17 protein-coding genes are annotated in these 17412 nt (G+C 48.3%); 16 read left to right on the top strand and 1 reads right to left on the bottom strand.

The features are described 5' to 3' along the window. Position 1: 1 nt before the first annotated feature. The 10 genes from accB to AC4OGX_RS13970 all read left to right on the top strand — a co-directional run bounded on the left by accB (position 2) and on the right by AC4OGX_RS13970 (position 8737). On the top strand, positions 2–508 hold the full coding sequence (gene accB, locus AC4OGX_RS13925; protein WP_493331186.1) for an acetyl-CoA carboxylase biotin carboxyl carrier protein: 507 nt from the start codon (positions 2–4) through the stop codon (positions 506–508). A gap of 84 nt (positions 509–592) precedes the next feature. Then, positions 593–1024, top strand: coding sequence for a 3-hydroxyacyl-ACP dehydratase FabZ (gene fabZ / locus AC4OGX_RS13930; RefSeq protein ID WP_493331187.1), 432 nt, complete (start codon positions 593–595; stop codon positions 1022–1024). Between the two features lie 15 nt (positions 1025–1039). Further along, positions 1040–2377 (top strand): acetyl-CoA carboxylase biotin carboxylase subunit, encoded by a 1338-nt coding sequence (locus AC4OGX_RS13935; RefSeq protein ID WP_493331188.1) that lies wholly within the window; start codon positions 1040–1042, stop codon positions 2375–2377. Between the two features lie 86 nt (positions 2378–2463). Beyond that, the gene (locus tag AC4OGX_RS13940) at positions 2464–4176 is read left to right on the top strand and encodes an acetyl-CoA carboxylase carboxyltransferase subunit alpha (protein WP_493331189.1); all 1713 of its coding nucleotides are present in this window, start codon (positions 2464–2466) and stop codon (positions 4174–4176) included. A 20-nt stretch (positions 4177–4196) separates the two neighbouring features. Next, entirely contained in the window at positions 4197–5258 is a 1062-nt protein-coding gene (locus AC4OGX_RS13945; RefSeq protein WP_493331190.1) for an NAD(P)H-dependent flavin oxidoreductase, read from the top strand. Positions 5259–5300: 42 nt separating this feature from the next. Then, positions 5301–5747 carry a MarR family winged helix-turn-helix transcriptional regulator gene (locus AC4OGX_RS13950; RefSeq protein WP_493331191.1) on the top strand — a complete coding sequence of 149 codons (447 nt, stop codon included), beginning with the start codon at positions 5301–5303 and terminating at the stop codon, positions 5745–5747. A gap of 140 nt (positions 5748–5887) precedes the next feature. Beyond that, the gene (locus tag AC4OGX_RS13955; protein ID WP_493331192.1) at positions 5888–6472 is read left to right on the top strand and encodes a DUF6465 family protein; all 585 of its coding nucleotides are present in this window, start codon (positions 5888–5890) and stop codon (positions 6470–6472) included. 308 nt (positions 6473–6780) lie between these two features. Then, complete coding sequence (locus AC4OGX_RS13960) at positions 6781–7365, top strand: HD domain-containing protein (RefSeq protein ID WP_493331193.1); 585 nt, start codon at positions 6781–6783, stop codon at positions 7363–7365. A gap of 90 nt (positions 7366–7455) precedes the next feature. After that, complete coding sequence (locus AC4OGX_RS13965; RefSeq protein ID WP_493331308.1) at positions 7456–8181, top strand: NAD-dependent protein deacylase; 726 nt, start codon at positions 7456–7458, stop codon at positions 8179–8181. 31 nt (positions 8182–8212) lie between these two features. Further along, positions 8213–8737 carry a nitroreductase family protein gene (locus AC4OGX_RS13970; RefSeq protein ID WP_493331194.1) on the top strand — a complete coding sequence of 175 codons (525 nt, stop codon included), beginning with the start codon at positions 8213–8215 and terminating at the stop codon, positions 8735–8737. 142 nt (positions 8738–8879) lie between these two features. Here the strand turns inward: AC4OGX_RS13970 and AC4OGX_RS13975 are convergent, their stop codons facing one another. Further along, entirely contained in the window at positions 8880–9743 is an 864-nt protein-coding gene (locus tag AC4OGX_RS13975) for a class I SAM-dependent methyltransferase (RefSeq protein ID WP_493331195.1), read from the bottom strand. Between the two features lie 228 nt (positions 9744–9971). Here AC4OGX_RS13975 and yedF point away from each other — a divergent pair, with 228 nt between their 5' ends. The 6 genes from yedF (at position 9972) to AC4OGX_RS14005 (ending at position 17403) form a co-directional block, all read left to right on the top strand. After that, entirely contained in the window at positions 9972–10589 is a 618-nt protein-coding gene (gene yedF / locus AC4OGX_RS13980) for a sulfurtransferase-like selenium metabolism protein YedF (protein ID WP_493331196.1), read from the top strand. 94 nt (positions 10590–10683) lie between these two features. Beyond that, on the top strand, positions 10684–11730 hold the full coding sequence (gene selD, locus AC4OGX_RS13985; protein ID WP_493331197.1) for a selenide, water dikinase SelD: 1047 nt from the start codon (positions 10684–10686) through the stop codon (positions 11728–11730). 39 nt (positions 11731–11769) lie between these two features. Beyond that, entirely contained in the window at positions 11770–13185 is a 1416-nt protein-coding gene (gene selA, locus AC4OGX_RS13990) for an L-seryl-tRNA(Sec) selenium transferase (protein ID WP_493331198.1), read from the top strand. Between the two features lies 1 nt (position 13186). Continuing rightward, a complete protein-coding gene (gene selB, locus AC4OGX_RS13995; RefSeq protein WP_493331199.1) occupies positions 13187–15103 on the top strand; it encodes a selenocysteine-specific translation elongation factor in 1917 nt (638 codons plus the stop codon). Then, complete coding sequence (locus AC4OGX_RS14000; RefSeq protein ID WP_493331200.1) at positions 15100–16020, top strand: selenium metabolism-associated LysR family transcriptional regulator; 921 nt, start codon at positions 15100–15102, stop codon at positions 16018–16020. Before selB ends, AC4OGX_RS14000 begins: the two co-directional genes overlap by 4 nt. A 246-nt stretch (positions 16021–16266) precedes the next feature. Beyond that, positions 16267–17403 carry an aminotransferase class V-fold PLP-dependent enzyme gene (locus tag AC4OGX_RS14005; protein ID WP_493331201.1) on the top strand — a complete coding sequence of 379 codons (1137 nt, stop codon included), beginning with the start codon at positions 16267–16269 and terminating at the stop codon, positions 17401–17403. Positions 17404–17412: the final 9 nt, after the last annotated feature.

The following is a 17412-nucleotide window of genomic DNA, read 5'->3' on the forward strand; positions in this document are numbered from 1 at the left end:
CATGAGAATAGAAGAAATATTACAATTGGTGGATTCTGTATCCAGATCCACACTTGCAGAGTTCAAATATGAAGAGGGAGGAGTGAAGCTCTCCCTGAAAAAGGCAGTGGCAGCGAGTGCTGCAGTACAGCCGGGAGTACAGATTCCGATGCCTCTTGTTAAGCAGCCATCTGTTCAGACGACGGCTCCGGTACCGGTGAGTGTTTCTGTAGACAGAACGGCAGACAGTGGTGCGCCTGATGGCAAAGAGACAGCACAGAAGGAAGCTGAAGGCGGAAAGATCGTCAAGTCCCCGTTAGTCGGAACCTTTTATGCGGCTCCGACAGAAGATGCAGAGCCATTCGTAAAAGTTGGTGACAGTGTAAAAGAGGGGCAGGTCCTGGCGATCGTAGAGGCGATGAAGCTGATGAACGACATCGAGAGCGATTTCACCGGAACCGTGGCAGAGATCCTCGTTCAGAATGGGGATGCAGTAGAATACGGACAGCCGTTGTTTGTTATAAAATAGTCAATCAGGTTCAAAGGGGTCTGACCCCTTTGAAATTTTCTGTTTGCAGTTCACTAAATTGTGAACTGAGAAAGAGGGTTAAGTATGAACAGATTAGATATTAAGCAGATCCAGGAGATCATTCCTCACAGACATCCGTTTCTGCTAGTGGATTACATTGAGGATTATGAGCCGGGAAAATATGCCGTGGGATATAAATGTGTGACTTACCGCGAGGATTTCTTTCAGGGGCATTTTCCGCAGGAGCCGGTCATGCCGGGAGTTCTCACCGTAGAAGCGCTGGCACAGGTTGGCGCAGTGGCAATCTTAAGTCAGGAAGAAAATAAAGGGAAGGTCGCATATTTTGGAGGGATCCAGAAGTGCAAGTTCAGAGGCAAAGTAGTTCCGGGCGACAAGGTGAAGCTGGAAACGAGGATCATCAAGCAGAAGGGACCTGTCGGCATTGGGGAGGCAACAGCCTCAGTAGACGGGAAAGTAGTTGTCAGCGCAGAGTTGACTTTCATGGTTGGAAAATAAGGAGACGTTCAGATTATGATTGAAAAGGTATTGATTGCAAACCGGGGTGAGATCGCGGTGCGGATCATCCGTGCCTGCCGGGAAATGGGAATCGAGACGGTGGCGGTGTATTCGGAAGCGGACAAAGAAGCGCTGCATACACAGCTTGCCGATGAGGCGGTCTGTATCGGCCCGGCGCCGTCAACGCAGAGCTATCTGAGCATGGAGCAGATCATCAGCGCAACACTCGTTTCCGGAGCGGATGCGATCCATCCGGGGTTTGGTTTTCTCTCGGAAAACAGTCGTTTTGCAGAATTATGCGAGCACTGTAATATTACATTTATCGGGCCGTCCTCACAGGTGATCCGAAAGATGGGGAATAAGCAGGAAGCCAGAAACACGATGATCGCAGCAGGAGTTCCTGTGATACCGGGAAGTGAGGAGCCGATCTTTGATGCGCAGACGGGCGCAGAAATCGCGGCTGAGATCGGCTATCCAGTCATTGTGAAGGCAGCTCTCGGTGGCGGTGGAAAAGGAATGCGTGTGGCAGAGACGCCTCAGGAGTTTGAAAGCAGCTTTAACACGGCCCAGAAGGAAGCGAAAATGGCCTTTGGCGATGATACGATGTATATCGAGCATTTTGTGCAGCACCCGCGGCATATAGAGTTCCAGATCCTTGCTGATAAGCACGGAAATGTCATCCATCTCGGAGAGCGTGACTGTTCCGTCCAGAGGAACCATCAGAAAATGATCGAGGAGTCTCCCTCCATTGCTCTTTCTGAGGAAATGCGTAAGAAGATGGGCGAGGCAGCGGTAAAAGCAGCGAAGGCAGCGGATTATACGAATGCGGGGACCATCGAATTTCTTCTGGAAAAGACCGGAAATTTCTATTTCATGGAGATGAATACCAGGATCCAGGTGGAACATCCGGTAACCGAATGGGTAACAGGGATTGACCTGATCAAAGAACAGATCAAGATCGCAGACGGCAGGGAGTTAAGTTATACACAGGACGATGTAAGGATCACCGGTCATGCCATCGAGTGCCGGATCAACGCCGAGAATCCAAAGAAAAACTTCCGTCCGTCACCCGGAACCATCACAGACATGTACCTGCCCGGCGGAAAAGGGGTTCGTATTGATTCCGCCATCTACAGCGGTTATACTGTCACCCCATATTACGATTCCATGCTGGCAAAACTGATCGTACATGCAAAGAACCGGAAGGAAGCCATCCGGAAAATGAGGAGCGCTCTTGGAGAGATCATAATTGAGGGAATTGACACAAATGTAGATTATCAATATGAAATTCTACATCATCCCGATTTTGAGTCAGGCGACATAGATATTGAGTTTATCGAAAAAATGCAGTAAAAGAGCCGATGATATTTTCAGAATTATCAGAAAATGGAGAGCAAAAGGGTCTGACCCCTTTGCAAACAACAAGTTAGGAGCTGTCTATGAAGTTACAGAATATGTTTAAGAAGACGAGCAGAAAAAGTTATATTTCGTTAAAGGAGTCCAGGCCGGAGGTACCGGAGGGACTGCTACGGAAGTGCAATAAGTGCGGCGCTGCGATTATTACGGAGGATGTGAAGAGGGGATATTATATCTGTCCGAAATGTCACGGGTATTTCCGTGTCCATGCATATAGAAGAATCGAGATGATCGCGGATGAGGGTTCCTTTGAGGAATGGGACCGCTCTCTTACGACGAAGAACCCGCTTGGTTTTAAAGGGTACGAGGAAAAAGTCCGCCTGCTTCAGGAAAAAACGAAGCTGGAGGAGGCTGTCGTCACAGGGAAGGTTACGATCGACGGGAATCCGGCTGTGATCGGTGTCTGTGACGGATGGTTTCTGATGGCGAGCATGGGGGAGGCTGTGGGGGAAAAGATTGCCCGTGCAGTGGAACGTGCGACCAAGGAAAAGCTGCCGGTAATCATTTTCGCCTGCTCGGGAGGCGCCAGGATGCAGGAGGGAATTGTTTCCCTGATGCAGATGGCGAAAACTTCTGCGGCTTTGAAGCGTCATAGCGATGCTGGACAGCTTTATCTCTCTGTTTTGACGGATCCGACAACAGGCGGTGTGACCGCAAGCTTTGCTATGCTGGGAGATATCATCCTGGCGGAGCCGAACGCCTTGATCGGGTTTGCCGGACCACGCGTCATCGAGCAGACCATCGGCGAGAAGCTTCCGAAAGGATTCCAGCGTTCGGAATTCCTGCTGGAGCATGGTTTTATAGATAAAATTGTGGAACGGGAACATATGAAACAGGAATTATCCCAGATCCTGCGTCTTCACAGAGCTAAAGGAAAGAGAGGCGTTCTGACAGAATGTAAAGAAACTTCCCGTGAAGCTATGTCAGAGAATGGCACAGGGGATTCTTTGAAGAACCGCAGTGCCTGGGACCGCGTGCAGGTATCCAGAAAGAAGGACCGTCCGGCAGGCGAAGACTATATCAAGGCATTATTTGATGAGTTTATCGAATTCCATGGAGACCGCTGCTTCAAAGATGATAAAGCGATCATCGGGGGCATTGCGTATTTTAAAGGAATGCCGGTCACTGTGATCGCCCAGGCAAAAGGCAAGACGACGAAGGAAAATATCGAACGCAACTTCGGAATGCCATCCCCGGACGGCTACAGAAAGGCACTGCGCCTTATGAAGCAGGCGGAAAAATTCAACCGCCCGGTCATTTGCTTTGTGGACACCCCGGGAGCCTTCTGCGGACTGGAGGCAGAAGAGCGCGGCCAGGGGGAAGCGATCGCAAGAAACCTGTTTGAGATGTCCGGTCTTACGGTTCCGGTCCTGTCTATCGTGATCGGGGAAGGCGGCAGCGGCGGCGCACTGGCGATGGCGGTTGCGGATGAGGTATGGATGCTGGAAAATTCCATCTACTCCATCCTTTCACCGGAAGGATTTGCGAGTATCCTTTGGAAAGACAGCAAGCGTGCAAGCGAGGCGGCAGAGGTGATGCGCCTGACCGCAGCGGATCTGCTGGAATTAAAGGTGATCGAAAAAGTGATCCCTGAACCGGAAGACTATACCCGGGAAAATCTGCCGGAGGTCTTAAGTGTCTTACAGGAGAAGATCTGTTGTTTCCTGAATGAACACACAGCACTTTCGAAAGAGGAATTGACAGAAAAGCGGTACGAACGCTTTCGAAGGATGTAGAAGAAAAGAGAGGTAGCATTATGTATGCACTTAAAATTGGTGAAAAAACGGCGAAAGTTCCTTTGATACAAGGAGGAATGGGAGTAGGCATCAGTCTGGGAAACCTTGCCGGAAGTGTAGCGGCCAAGGGAGGCGTGGGGATCATTTCCACAGCGCAGATCGGATTTCGGGAGCCTGATTTTGACAAGCATCCTTCTAAAGCAAATGTCCGCGCCATCCAAAAGGAGATGGAGAAAGCAAGGGCCATCTCCGCGGACGGCATCATCGGATACAACATCATGGTGGCACTCAGAGATTATAAACAGCATGTAAAGGCAGCTGTTTCGGCGGGAGCTGACATCATCATTTCCGGCGCCGGACTCCCGACAGAATTACCGGGTCTTGTAAAAGGCAGTGATACGAAGATCGCCCCCATTGTTTCCACAGAAAAGTCTGCCAAGGTCATTCTGAAATACTGGGGGAAGAAGTTTCAAAGAACTGCCGATCTGGTCGTGATCGAGGGTCCGCAGGCAGGAGGCCATCTGGGATTTAAGAAGGAAGAGCTGGATCACTATACCCAGGAAAAATACGCGGATGAGATCAGGGCGATCATCCGGGTGGTACATTCTTATGCCCGGGAATACCAGACAGAAATACCGGTGATTCTTGCCGGCGGGATCTACGATCATGAGGATGTACAGAAAGCATTTTCCCTTGGCGCAGACGGTGTCCAGATTGCAAGCAGATTCGTGACGACAAAGGAATGCGATGCTGATATCCGGTATAAAGAGGCATATCTGAATGCGAAGAAGGAAGATATCGTGATCGTGAAGAGCCCTGTGGGAATGCCGGGACGTGCAATCTTGAATCCATTTATGAAACGTGTTATGCTAGGAGAGAAGATCGGGCATACCCCATGTCACGGCTGCCTGGCGAAGTGTAATCCGGCAGAGATCCCGTACTGCATCACGGACAGTCTGGTACATGCGGCTAGAGGCGAAGTAGACGACGCTTTATTATTCTGCGGTGCGAAAGCCTATAGAGCGGATCATATGGAAACGGTAAAAGAAGTAATAGATTCCCTGTTTGGGCGCGAAGCGTGATCTGACACAAGAAAAAGGAATCCGGAAAGGAGTACAGCATCTGTGAATGCACACGAGACGATCAATGATATCCTCGTACATCTGTTTAACGAAATCTGGGAACTGGAGGAGGATGCGATCATAACGGATGAGTATAAGGATATCAGCAACAATGATATGCATATCATAGAGGCCATTGGACTTGGAGATGACAGTACCATGTCCGTGGTAGCCAGGAAACTCGGCATCACTGCCGGGTCTCTTACCACGTCTGTAAATAGTCTGGTCAATAAAAAGTATATCATCCGTGAGCGGAGCGAGACTGACCGCCGTGTCGTCTACATCCGTCTGACGGAGAAGGGGCGCAGGGCATACCGGCATCATGAAGATTTTCATATGCAGATGACAGATGCGGTGATCCGGAATCTGGATGAAAATGAAATTCCCGTTCTTTTGAAAACGTTAGAAAGCCTTTCAAAATTTTTCCGTGGTTATAAAGCTGAGAAATAGGAAAACAGCCGCTGTCTGGCAGGCCGGAGAAAGTTTTTTTGACGTTTTAGAGAAAATGAGGTACAATACACCATGTAGCAAAATTAATGTTTATGTTGAAGTCTAAATACTTGAGTGTGTTTTGGCAGGAGGGAGCAAGTATGGCAACAAAGAAAACAACAATGAAAACAACGAAGAAAACAGTAACCGCAGCAGAGAAGGCGATAGAGTCTCCAGTAGTAAAGGCAGAAGAAACAAAGGCAGAAGCCGTGAAAGTAGATGAGGCAAAGCCGGCTGAAAAGGAAGCTGTTAAGAAAGTACAAGTGAAAACAGAAGCCATCGAGACGAAAGCGGGCAAGGCTAAGGCGATCGAAACGAAGAAAGACACGACGAAAGCGATCGAGACACGAGCGGCAGTTTTAAAAGATCCTGAACCTGCAAAAGAAGAGAAGCCGGCAGCGAAAAGAGCAGCGGCTAAAAAGACCACAGCTAAGACAACAGCGACAAAGACAACGGCAGCAAAGAGAACAACAAGGAAGGCAGAGATCAGCACCGAGTTATTCCTTCAATTTGCCGGCAGAGAGTATACTCAGAAAGAGATTCTTCAAAAAGTCAAAGACGTATGGACAAAGGAATTAAAGAACAAAGTCGGTGATATGAAAGAGGTAAAGATCTATCTCAAGCCAGAAGAATTTGCTGCGTATTATGTAATTAATGGCGATACAACAGGGAAAGTAGACTTATAATAAAGTTCATAATACATAATCACAAGACTCCGGATACGGGATAAGAATTTGATCCTGTATCCGGAGTTTTTTATGATATAGGAAATTCCTATGAAATTTCGTATATCATAAAAACCCTCCGGGGGGATGCACACACCGCGATAAGGTATATAGCCGCTTTCGCGGCGGCAAAGTGTGCAAGCCATGCAAAGTCATTCATGCAAAGTCATTCATGCAAAGTCATAGAAAACAGAAAGAAAATGTGGTAAAATTGCAAATAGAACAGGACGCAGCCGGTGGCCCCGCTGTGAAAGAAAAGAGGTAGCGAGATGACAAGAATCGAACAGCAGCTCCAATTTATCAGAGAGATTGACAAGGTAAAGAATATCTACCGCCAGACCTATCTGGCAGATGGGCAGAGGAAGGAGAATGATGCCGAGCATTCCTGGCACATCGCACTGATGGCAGTTCTTCTCAAGGAATATGTGCCCGGTGTGGATGTGACGAAGGTGATAGTGATGGTATTGATCCACGATCTGGTCGAGATCGATGCAGGAGATACCTACGCATATGATTCTAAAGGGGCTGAGACGAAGCGTGCCAGGGAAGTAGAGGCCGCAGAGCGTATTTTTGGTCTGCTTCCCAGGGAGCAGGGGGAATACTTCCGTGAATTATGGGAGGAATTCGAAGAATACGAGACAAAAGAAGCCAAGTACGCACATCTTTTGGATAATTTCCAGCCACTGCTCTTAAATGATGCAAGCGGCGGCATAAGCTGGAAGGAGCATGGCGTAAAGAAGTCACAGATCTATAAGCGCAATGAGAAGATCGAAGAGACATCGAAAGAGATATGGACATGTATGCAGGAGATCGTGCAGGACCATATCGAAAAAGGCAATATTATAGACGAGTAGACAGGGGATTCCTTTATAGAGGTATTTCTTTTCAAAGGAAGGGTCTCCTTCTGGGACCGGAATATGAAACACAAGTCAGGAGGGCTTAAGATGTATGAGAAGGAAGTAGAAGAGCTGCAGAGGATCATAGACGACAGCACCAATATCGTATTTTTCGGAGGTGCAGGAGTGTCAACGGAGAGCCACATCCCGGATTTCAGAAGTGCGGAAGGTATTTATCATCAGGCATATAAATACTCGCCGGAACAGGTTGTGAGCCATAGCTTTTTCATGCACTGCCCAGAAGTATTCTATGACTTTTACAAAGAGAAGATGATGATACTGGATGCCCGGCCCAATCCGGCCCACTTAAAGCTGGCCAGACTGGAACAGGCCGGAAAGCTTAAGGCTGTCATCACTCAGAATATTGATGGACTGCACCAGGCAGCGGGGAGTAAAAAGGTCTATGAGCTTCACGGAAGTATTCACCGTAATTACTGTATGGAGTGCGGCAGGTTCTACGATGCACAATATGTAAAGGAATCTGTGGGAATTCCCAGATGTGAATGCGGCGGTATGATCAAGCCGGATGTGGTCCTTTACGAAGAAGGACTGGATCCTGCAACCATCCAGGGGGCAGTCCAGGCTATTACGAAAGCCGATACTCTTATCATCGGCGGCACATCTCTGGTGGTATACCCGGCAGCGGGGTTCATTGACTACTTTCAGGGCAGACACCTTGTGGTGATCAACAAATCCCAGACTGCAAAGGCGGTCAGGGCCAAACTTAATATTTCCGCTCCGATCGGAGAGATCATGAGCCGGATACAGGTATAATATTTTTTCAGTGAAAAGGAGGCAGCAGATCATGGAATTACTTGAGGTCATGAAGAACAGACGCAGTGTTAGAAAGTATACACAGGAGCCGGTCGGGGAAGAAAGGCTGGAAAAGATCCTGCAGGCCGGAATGCTTTCGGCATCCAGCAGGAACAGGCGTTCATGGGATTTTATTGTGGTGCAGGAGAAAGAAACCCTGGAGAAAATGTCAAAGGCCAGGGCTCAAGGGGCGAAGATGCTTGAAGGTGCAGACTGTGCGATCGTGGTGATCGCGGATCCGAATATTACTGATGTATGGACGGAGGACTGCTCCATTGCTTTGGCTAATATGCATCTCATGGCATCCGCACTAGGTGTGGGAAGCTGTTGGATCCAGGGACGTTTGAGGGAGGCAGAAAATGGTCAGTCTACGGAGGAGTATCTTTGTTCACTTTTGCATTTCCCTGAAAACTATAAGCTTGAGGCAGTCTTATCTCTAGGGATGCCGGCAGAAGAACTGCCGCCCCACAGACTGGAAGAACTGCCGAAGGAGAAGATCCACAGAGAACATTTTTAATCTCATCAAGGCGGTTTCATAATGAAATGACAAAGCAGATCGCAAATATCCGCTTTGGGATCAGATATGCTAAATAAAAGAGGACGTAAGCCCTATCGCATAGATAGAGCTGCGTCCTTTTTGCAGTGCTCAAATAGAATTCCTATTCCGTGCGTGACCAGCGGCCGGATGCACCACATGGGAGTACCAGGCCATTGGAACTTACAGGAAGGCCGATTTCCTGGGAATCCACGGTTCCATGCCAGTCTTTTAACTCTGTTGAGATCATATAAGTCAGGACAGCCGGAGCCAGACCTGTTGTATAAGAGTTGATAAGAAAGAAAATTGCATCTTTCGAAAGAATCTGGGTGCACAGCTTGATCAATGGATGGATCATATCCTCGATCTTCCAGATCTCTCCTTTTGGTCCTCTTCCGTAAGAAGGCGGGTCCATGATGATGGCATCGTAGGTATTGCCCCGGCGGATCTCCCGCTCCACAAACTTCACACAGTCATCTACCAGCCAGCGGATCGGTGCATCCTTCAGCCCGGAAGAGGCAGCGTTTTCTTTGGCCCAGTTGACCATACCTTTGGAAGCATCAACGTGTGTTACCTGCGCACCGGCTGCTGCAGCGGCTAAGGTGGCTCCTCCCGTGTAGGCAAACAGGTTCAGAACCTTGACGGGGCGGCCGGCACCGCGTATCTTCTTGGAGAACCAGTCCCAGTTCACAGCCTGTTCCGGAAAAAGTCCGGTATGCTTGAAGTTAAAAGGCTTTAAGTTAAAGGTCAGGCTCTCATAATGGATCTGCCATTGATGCGGCAGATCGAAGAATTCCCATTCCCCGCCGCCTTTTTTACTGCGGTGATAGTGTCCGTTCGGCTGCTTCCAGCCTTTGTGGGTTTTCGGTGTATCCCAAATGACCTGCGGATCAGGGCGGATCAGGAGATAATCTCCCCAGCGCTCTAATTTCTCACCGTTAGAACAATCTATGACTTCATAATCTTTCCAGTTATCTGCTATCCACATAATTTTTCGAATCCTTTCTTAAGAAAACTGCCCGTCTGAAGCGTACCGCGGGCGGAAAACTACACATATCATCTCATAAAACCCTGATTTTTTCAACATACTTTTCCTGATCTGGGCCTGACGGGGAGTAAAGCCAGAAAATCTGGTCGAAATTTTAAACAAAAGTAGTTTACCTGGCGGCAAGTCAGTGATAGAATATGTCTATAAGTGTAGAAGGGAGAATGTAACATGATTACAGTAAATGCAATGGGGGATGCCTGCCCGATCCCAGTGATCAAGACAAAAAAGGCGCTTTCGGAGGTTCAGGGGCCGGAAGTAGTAGAGGTTTTAGTAGATAATGAGATCGCAGTACAGAATGTAACAAAGATGGCATCCAGTACAGGGGGGAATGTGACCTCAGAAAGAATAAGTGAGAGGGAGTTTAAAGTGATCATCAGAACAGACCGTGCTATGCCAAGACCGGAGGCTCAGGCAGCGGAAGAGGCAGTAGTATGCCATCCGGATAAAAGAAAAGATAATATCGTTGTGATCTCGTCAGACCGTATGGGTGAGGGAAATGATGAGCTCGGCACCGTACTGATCAAAGGGTTTCTTTTTGCAGTATCACAGCTTGATGAGCTGCCAAAGGCGATTCTTTTTTACAACGGCGGCGCGAAGCTGACCTGTGAGGGGTCAGATTCCCTGGAGGATCTAAAGTCAATGGAAGCACAGGGAGTAGAGATCATGACCTGCGGCACCTGTCTGGATTACTATGGCTTAAAGGATAAACTTCTGGTGGGAACCGTGACGAATATGTACAGTATTGTAGAGACCATGGATCAGGCCGGGAAGATCATCCGTCCATAGGCTAAAGGTGATTTTTTAAAGAGTCATCGGTTAACAAATACGCTCAGAAGATAAGAAGGTAGAAGCGGTAACGATAAAAAGGAGAAGACTGGTTATGATAAAAGGGAAAGATGTACGCCTTACCCAGATGGCAAAAACAGCCGGATGAGCAGCGAAGATAGGTCCTGAGACCCTTGCCCAGGTGCTGGGCAAGCTGCCAAAATTTGAAGATGAGAATCTCATCGTAGGAATCGAGACATCCGATGATGCCGCCATTTATAAAGTGACAGATGATATTGCAATGATACAGACGGTAGATTTTTTTACACCGATCGTGGATGATCCATATACATTCGGACAGATTGCAGCAGCCAACTCCTTAAGTGATGTGTATGCTATGGGGGGAGAGCCGAAGGTAGCTCTGAATATCGTTGGATTTCCGAATTGTCTGGACCCGGAGATATTAGGGGAGATTCTAAGAGGCGGTGCAGATAAAGTAAAAGAAGCGGGGGCTGTCCTGGTAGGCGGACATTCCGTGCAGGATGATGAGCCAAAGTATGGGCTGAGTGTATCCGGGTTTGTACATCCGGATAAGATTTTCAAGAACTACGGCTGTCAGCCGGGGGATGTGCTGATCCTGACCAAACAGATCGGCAGCGGCATCGTCAACACAGCAGTAAAAGCTGAGATGGCATCGAAGGAGGCCGCTTCGGAAGCGATCACGGTCATGGCGTCCCTGAATAAAAAGGCGAAGGAAGCGGTAGAGGAGTTTCCTGTGAATGCATGTACAGATATCACAGGATTTGGTTTATTAGGACATTGTGCCGAGATGGCATCTGCCAGCGATGTGACGCTGGAGATCAGGGTCCGTGATGTGGCATATCTTAAAGAAGCAGCAGATTATGCAAAGATGGGACTTGTGCCTGCAGGAGCATACAAAAACCGGGAGCATAGCGGCAGTATGGTCGATGCGGGAGAGGTAGAAGAATTTTATCTGGATCTGTTATATGATCCACAGACTTCTGGTGGTCTTTTGATAAGCGTGCCAAGAGAATATTGCGCAGATATATTAGAAAGTCTGCAAAAAAAGAAGCTTGATACAGAGGTGTCTGTCATAGGACATGTTCTTGAGAAGCAGGATAAATTAATCCTGCTCAGGTAACAGGCTTAAGAAAGATTTATAAGGGAAAAGGAGACGGTTATGAATAAGAACCTCTTGTTCCGCAGAATTCCCAAGGTGGATGTTCTGATGGAGAATGACGTGACAAAGAAAATGATAGAGTCTTACAGCTATGACAGTGTTTTGGAGGCTGTACGCACAGAACAGGAAAAGCTGAGGTCCTATATCGCCTCCTGTGAGGATGAAGAAAAAGCGATCCGGCAGATTGATACCCTGCTGGAGCGCGTAAGACAGGCGCTGGATGATATGTACAGGCCGAATGTGACCCGCGTGATCAATGGGACAGGCACTATCCTGCATACCAACCTGGGACGTGCCCCTCTGGGACAGAAGCATCTGGAACATATTACCTATATCGCCAGCGGATATTCGAACCTGGAGTATGACCTGGAGGCAGGGAAAAGAGGGGAGCGCTATTCCCACTTTGAAGAACTGCTGTGTAAGATCACAGGTGCAGAGGCGGCCATGGCCGTCAATAATAATGCTGCCGCTGTAATGCTGATCTTAAGTTCCATGGCAAAGGGCGGTGAGGCAGTGGTCTCCAGAGGAGAGCTCGTGGAGGTTGGCGGAAAATTCCGTATTCCGGATGTGATGGAGCAAAGCGGGGCAGTCCTTCGGGAAGTGGGAACGACGAATAAGACACATATCTCTGATTATGAAGAGGCAGTGAATGAGGATACCAAGGTTTTCATGAAGGTACACACAAGTAATTACCGTATCGTCGGTTTTATGGAGACCGTTCCGATCGCAGAACTGATCTCCCTTAAGGAAAAGTATGATATCCCGGTCATCGAAGATCTGGGAAGCGGTGTGCTCATCGATCTGAGTAAATACGGCCTGACTTACGAACCGACGGTTCAGGATTCCATCAGGAATGGTGCCGATGTAGTATGTTTCAGCGGGGATAAGCTTCTGGGCGGACCACAGGCAGGGATCATAGTCGGCAGGAAAAAATATATCGACCTGATGAAAAAGAATCAGCTGACCCGCGCACTGCGTATCGATAAATTCACTGCTTCTGCATTGGAAGTAGTATTAAGGGAATATTTATCAGAGGAAAAAGCGATCCAGAATATTCCGGCACTGCGGATGATCACAAGAAAGGCCGAAGAAGTGGAGCAGGATGCAAAAAGATTTCGCAGGATGTTAAAAAGGGCCGGCTTAAAGGCGGAGATCGAGCTCGAATCTTGTGAATCACAGATTGGCGGGGGATCGCTGCCTCTTGAGCGGATTCCAAGTACTGCGGTGACGATCAGGCCCACAGAGATCACAACCTCTGAACTGGAGACGCGGCTGCGCCATCTTCCGGTCCCGGTGATCGGAAGGACGCTCAATGATAAAATTCTATTAGATATGCGGACCTATGACCCGCAGTCTATGAACTATTTAGTAAAAGTCTTAAAGGAACAGGATGTCCTGGAAGAGAAAGGAAACTGATATGAAGCATATTATTATCGGAACGGCAGGCCATATCGACCATGGTAAGACAACCTTGATCAAGGCTCTGACCGGGCGTAATACAGACCGGTGGGAGGAAGAACAGCGCCGTGGGATCACGATCGACCTGGGGTTCACCTATTTCGATTTAAAGAATGGGAACCGCGCAGGGATCATCGATGTTCCGGGCCATGAAAAGTTCATTAATAATATGGTTGCCGGAGTCGTGGGAATGGATCTCGTCCTGCTGGTCGTGGCAGCGGATGAAGGGATCATGCCGCAGACAAGAGAGCATATGGATATCCTGGAAATGCTGGGAGTACAGAAAAGTATCCTTGTTTTAAACAAATGTGATCTTGTGGACGAGGAATGGCTGGAGCTGGTCGAGGAAGAGATCAAGGAAGAACTGGAAGGCACTTTCCTGGAACATGCTCCGGTTGCCAAAGTGTCTGCTGCGACAGGGCAGGGAATCCCGGAGCTGGTCGAGACGATAGAGCGGCTGACTGAAGAAGAGGTGGAAGAAAAGGATATCCATACAATACCAAGACTTCCTGTGGACAGAGTTTTTTCCCTCTCAGGCTTTGGTACCATAGTAACAGGAACGCTGGTAAGTGGAACCATATCCAAAGATGATACACTGGAAATGTTCCCCAACGGACAGGAATGCAAGATCCGCAATATCCAGGTACATGGTCAGGATGTGGAGCGCTGCTACGCCGGACAGCGTGTGGCGATCAATATTTCCAATATGAAAAAAAGAGAATTGAAAAGAGGGTGTGTCCTTGCACCACCCGGAAGCATGACTGACTCCAGACTCATGGATGTGAAGCTGGACATGCTGGATTCTACGATACGACTTTTGACTAATAATGCCAGGCTTCATTTCTACAGCGGAACGAGCGAAGTTCTCTGCCGCGCAGTCCTGTTAGGTGATGAGGAGCTGGGACCGGGGGACAGCGGATACGTGCAGCTAAGAATGGAGGAGGACGTGGCGTTCAGACGCGGGGACAGGTTTGTAGTCCGCTTCTATTCTCCCATGGAGACCATCGGCGGCGGTGTGATTCTGGAACCGAATGCTGTAAAGAAGAAACGTTTCTCAAAGGAAGTGCTTGAAAGCCTGAAACAGAAGGAATCGGGTACGGCTGAGGATGTCATCGAGCTGCATGCAAAGGATTATGCTGAGACAATGGCGGCAGTTTCCGAGCTTGCAAAGCTGACGGCCTTATCAAAAGAAGAGATAGAATCAGCGGTAGAGAATCTGGCATCCCAGGGGAACGTTTGTGTCTTCCCGATGAAAAAGGAGACGTATATCTGGCACACGGCAGACGAACATGCATATCGGGAAAAGATCAGCACAGCACTTGCACAGTATGTGAAAAAATATCCGTACCGCTATGGAATGCCCAAAGCAGAGGTTCACAGTACCTTCATGAAACGGGTGAAACCGAATGTTTTCGATAAGTATATCGAGTACCTGGAGGTACAGGAGGCAATCTCCAGACATGAGGAATTCCTGGCTCCAAAGGGATATGAAGTGAAGAAAGATGAAGTTTATGAGAAGGTGAGAAGAAAACTTTTAGGTGTCATCAAGCCTGCCCAATTTGATTTTGTCAAGCTTGCAGATATCCCGTTTGGAGATGTGCCTGCACAGGCGGTCGAGGATATCATACTTCTGCTTGCCGACAGTGGAGAGATCGTGAAGGTGGCCGATGGGGTATATACTCTGGGAACTTACATGAATGAGGCGAAGGAGAAGATCATAGAGAAGCTGAAAGCAGATGGAAAGATCACGATCGCAGAGATCCGTGATATGTTCCAGACAAGCAGAAAGAGTGCAAAACCGATCCTGGAATATATGGACAGCATTAAGATCACCCGGAAAACAGGCGGAGAAAGTGAGAGGGTATCAAATCTATGAATTTGAAACAGTTAGAGGCATTCGTAGCTGTCTCCGAAGATGGCAGCTTTTCCAAGGCAGCAAAGGCATTGTTTTTGACACAGCCTACAGTCAGTGCCCATATTTCCTCATTAGAAAAGGAACTGGGGGTACGTCTGTTTGTGCGTAATACGAAAGAAGTGCATCTGTCAGAGGACGGACAGACGCTTTATGGATATGCCAAACAGATGATCGTGCTTCAGAGGAAGATAGAGACGGCCTTTGATCAGACCCGTAAGGAGGGAAGCCATTGTATCCATATCGCTGCATCCAGTGTCCCATCCCAGTACCTGCTCCCGCAGATTCTGGCTTCTTTTCGTGAAAAGTATCCTCGGGAACAGTTCAAGATCATGGAGACGGACAGTGCAAAGGTGGTAGAGCAGGTAGTAAACGGAAATGTGGACATTGGATTTACGGGCACCGTTCTGGAAAAGAAGTATTGTCAGTATATTCCTTTTTACCGGGATGAGCTGGTCATAATTACACCGAATTCGGAGAAGTTCAGAAATCTGATAAAGAATGGGGAGAATGGGCCGGAAGCAGAGAAAGCATGGATCCAGAACGAGTCATTTATACTGCGTGAGGAGGGCTCGGGTACCCGCAAGGAGGCGGAGAAAATCTTAAAAAAGATGGGGATCCATGTGGACGAGCTAAAGCTTGTGGCCAGTATGGAGAACCAGGAGACGATCAAGCGTTCCGTAAGCCGCGGCGTGGGGATTTCCATCATCTCCCGCTTAGCTGCAGCAGATGAGATCAAAGAAGAGAAAGTATTATGTTTTCCGCTTGCAGGCGAGGAAGGCAAAAGAAATATTAATGTGGTCTATAATAAGAACTTTCAATTATCCGGATTGTCGGAAAAGTTTCTGCGTATCGTGGAAAAGGTCTATCCCCGGGGATAGTGTGGAATTTTATTCATAGAAACATTTATGTTTTCGGAGAAGCGTTTTGGTTACCAGAAAAGTAAAGAAAAGAGGCAGAAGGGGCACTGTGCAAAGGCTGCAGATATCTGAGTACAGCCCCGTCTGCATAAATGAGGAATGTTATAGAAAGTGTCTATAACATTCCTCATTTATGCGGGTTTTCAATTAGACTCACAGGAAATGTAAGGGTATACTGGATTTGTATGGAAATGGGAGGATAAAGCTATGATTTATATGGATAATGCGGCAACGACAATGCAAAAACCAAAAGGAGTGGCAGAGGCTGTAGTTCAGGCGATGGGGTCACTTGGAAATGCGGGCAGAGGAGCAACAGAAGCGGCCTTAAGTGCATCAAGGGTGATCTATGACACAAGAGAGCGGCTGAGCCGCCTTTTTCATGCAGAGACTCCAAAGCAGATTGCATTCACAGCCAATTCTACGGAGAGCCTGAACATAGCGATCAAGGGGATACTGTGTCCGGGAGACCATGTGGTCACCACAGTATTAGAGCATAATTCTGTGCTGCGCCCATTATTCGAGTGTCAGGAAAAAGGCGTAGAGCTGACGATCCTGCCGTGTGATTCTAAAGGGAATATCTCCTATGAAGAGATGGACAAGTCTATTCGGGAGAATACTCGTGCCATCATCTGTACCCATGCTTCCAATCTGACAGGCAATATGATCGATCTTGTCAGAGTCGGAAAGATCGCGAAGTCTCACGGGATTTTATTCGTTGTGGATGCGTCACAGACAGCAGGTGTATTTCCGATCGATGTCCAAAAGATGCAGATAGATATTCTGTGTTTTACCGGACATAAAGGCCTGCTCGGCCCACAAGGGACCGGAGGTCTGTATGTCAGGGAGGATGTGAAGGTACGCCCCCTTTTGAGCGGCGGAAGCGGAGTCGATACATACAATCCGCAGCATCCGCAGGAGATGCCGACAGCATTGGAGGCCGGAACCCTGAACGGACATGGGATCGCAGGTCTGAATGCAGCGCTGAAATATCTGGAGCAGACTGGGATCGATACGGTCAGGGAGAGAGAAGTTTCCTTGATGCGCCAGTTTTATGAAGGGGTCTCCAAGATTGACGGGGTCAGAGTATACGGAGATTTTGACACCGGGATGAGATGTCCCATTGTGACGCTCAATATCGGCGATTACGATTCCTCCGAGGTGAGTGACGAATTATTCATGGATTATGGGATTTCCACCAGGCCGGGAGCACACTGTGCACCGCTGATGCATAGGGCATTGGGAACAGAAGCGCAGGGTGCTGTGAGGTTTAGCTTTTCACATTTCAATACAGAAGAAGAGATAGAGTTTGCGATAAAGGCAGTGAGAGAATTAGCAGCAGACTAGGAGGGAAAC

This window comes from Faecalicatena sp. (genome assembly GCF_058819085.1).

Coding starts and splice junctions, on each gene's coding strand:
- AC4OGX_RS14000 (WP_493331200.1), top strand. CDS start 15,100: ATGAATTTGAAACAGTTAGAGGCATTCGTAGCTGTCTCCGAAGATGGC.
- selA (WP_493331198.1), top strand. CDS start 11,770: ATGAATAAGAACCTCTTGTTCCGCAGAATTCCCAAGGTGGATGTTCTG.
- AC4OGX_RS13940 (WP_493331189.1), top strand. CDS start 2,464: ATGAAGTTACAGAATATGTTTAAGAAGACGAGCAGAAAAAGTTATATT.
- yedF (WP_493331196.1), top strand. CDS start 9,972: ATGATTACAGTAAATGCAATGGGGGATGCCTGCCCGATCCCAGTGATC.
- AC4OGX_RS14005 (WP_493331201.1), top strand. CDS start 16,267: ATGATTTATATGGATAATGCGGCAACGACAATGCAAAAACCAAAAGGA.
- fabZ (WP_493331187.1), top strand. CDS start 593: ATGAACAGATTAGATATTAAGCAGATCCAGGAGATCATTCCTCACAGA.
- AC4OGX_RS13970 (WP_493331194.1), top strand. CDS start 8,213: ATGGAATTACTTGAGGTCATGAAGAACAGACGCAGTGTTAGAAAGTAT.
- AC4OGX_RS13975 (WP_493331195.1), bottom strand. CDS start 9,743: ATGTGGATAGCAGATAACTGGAAAGATTATGAAGTCATAGATTGTTCT.
- AC4OGX_RS13945 (WP_493331190.1), top strand. CDS start 4,197: ATGTATGCACTTAAAATTGGTGAAAAAACGGCGAAAGTTCCTTTGATA.
- selB (WP_493331199.1), top strand. CDS start 13,187: ATGAAGCATATTATTATCGGAACGGCAGGCCATATCGACCATGGTAAG.
- accB (WP_493331186.1), top strand. CDS start 2: ATGAGAATAGAAGAAATATTACAATTGGTGGATTCTGTATCCAGATCC.
- AC4OGX_RS13955 (WP_493331192.1), top strand. CDS start 5,888: ATGGCAACAAAGAAAACAACAATGAAAACAACGAAGAAAACAGTAACC.
- AC4OGX_RS13960 (WP_493331193.1), top strand. CDS start 6,781: ATGACAAGAATCGAACAGCAGCTCCAATTTATCAGAGAGATTGACAAG.
- AC4OGX_RS13935 (WP_493331188.1), top strand. CDS start 1,040: ATGATTGAAAAGGTATTGATTGCAAACCGGGGTGAGATCGCGGTGCGG.
- AC4OGX_RS13965 (WP_493331308.1), top strand. CDS start 7,456: ATGTATGAGAAGGAAGTAGAAGAGCTGCAGAGGATCATAGACGACAGC.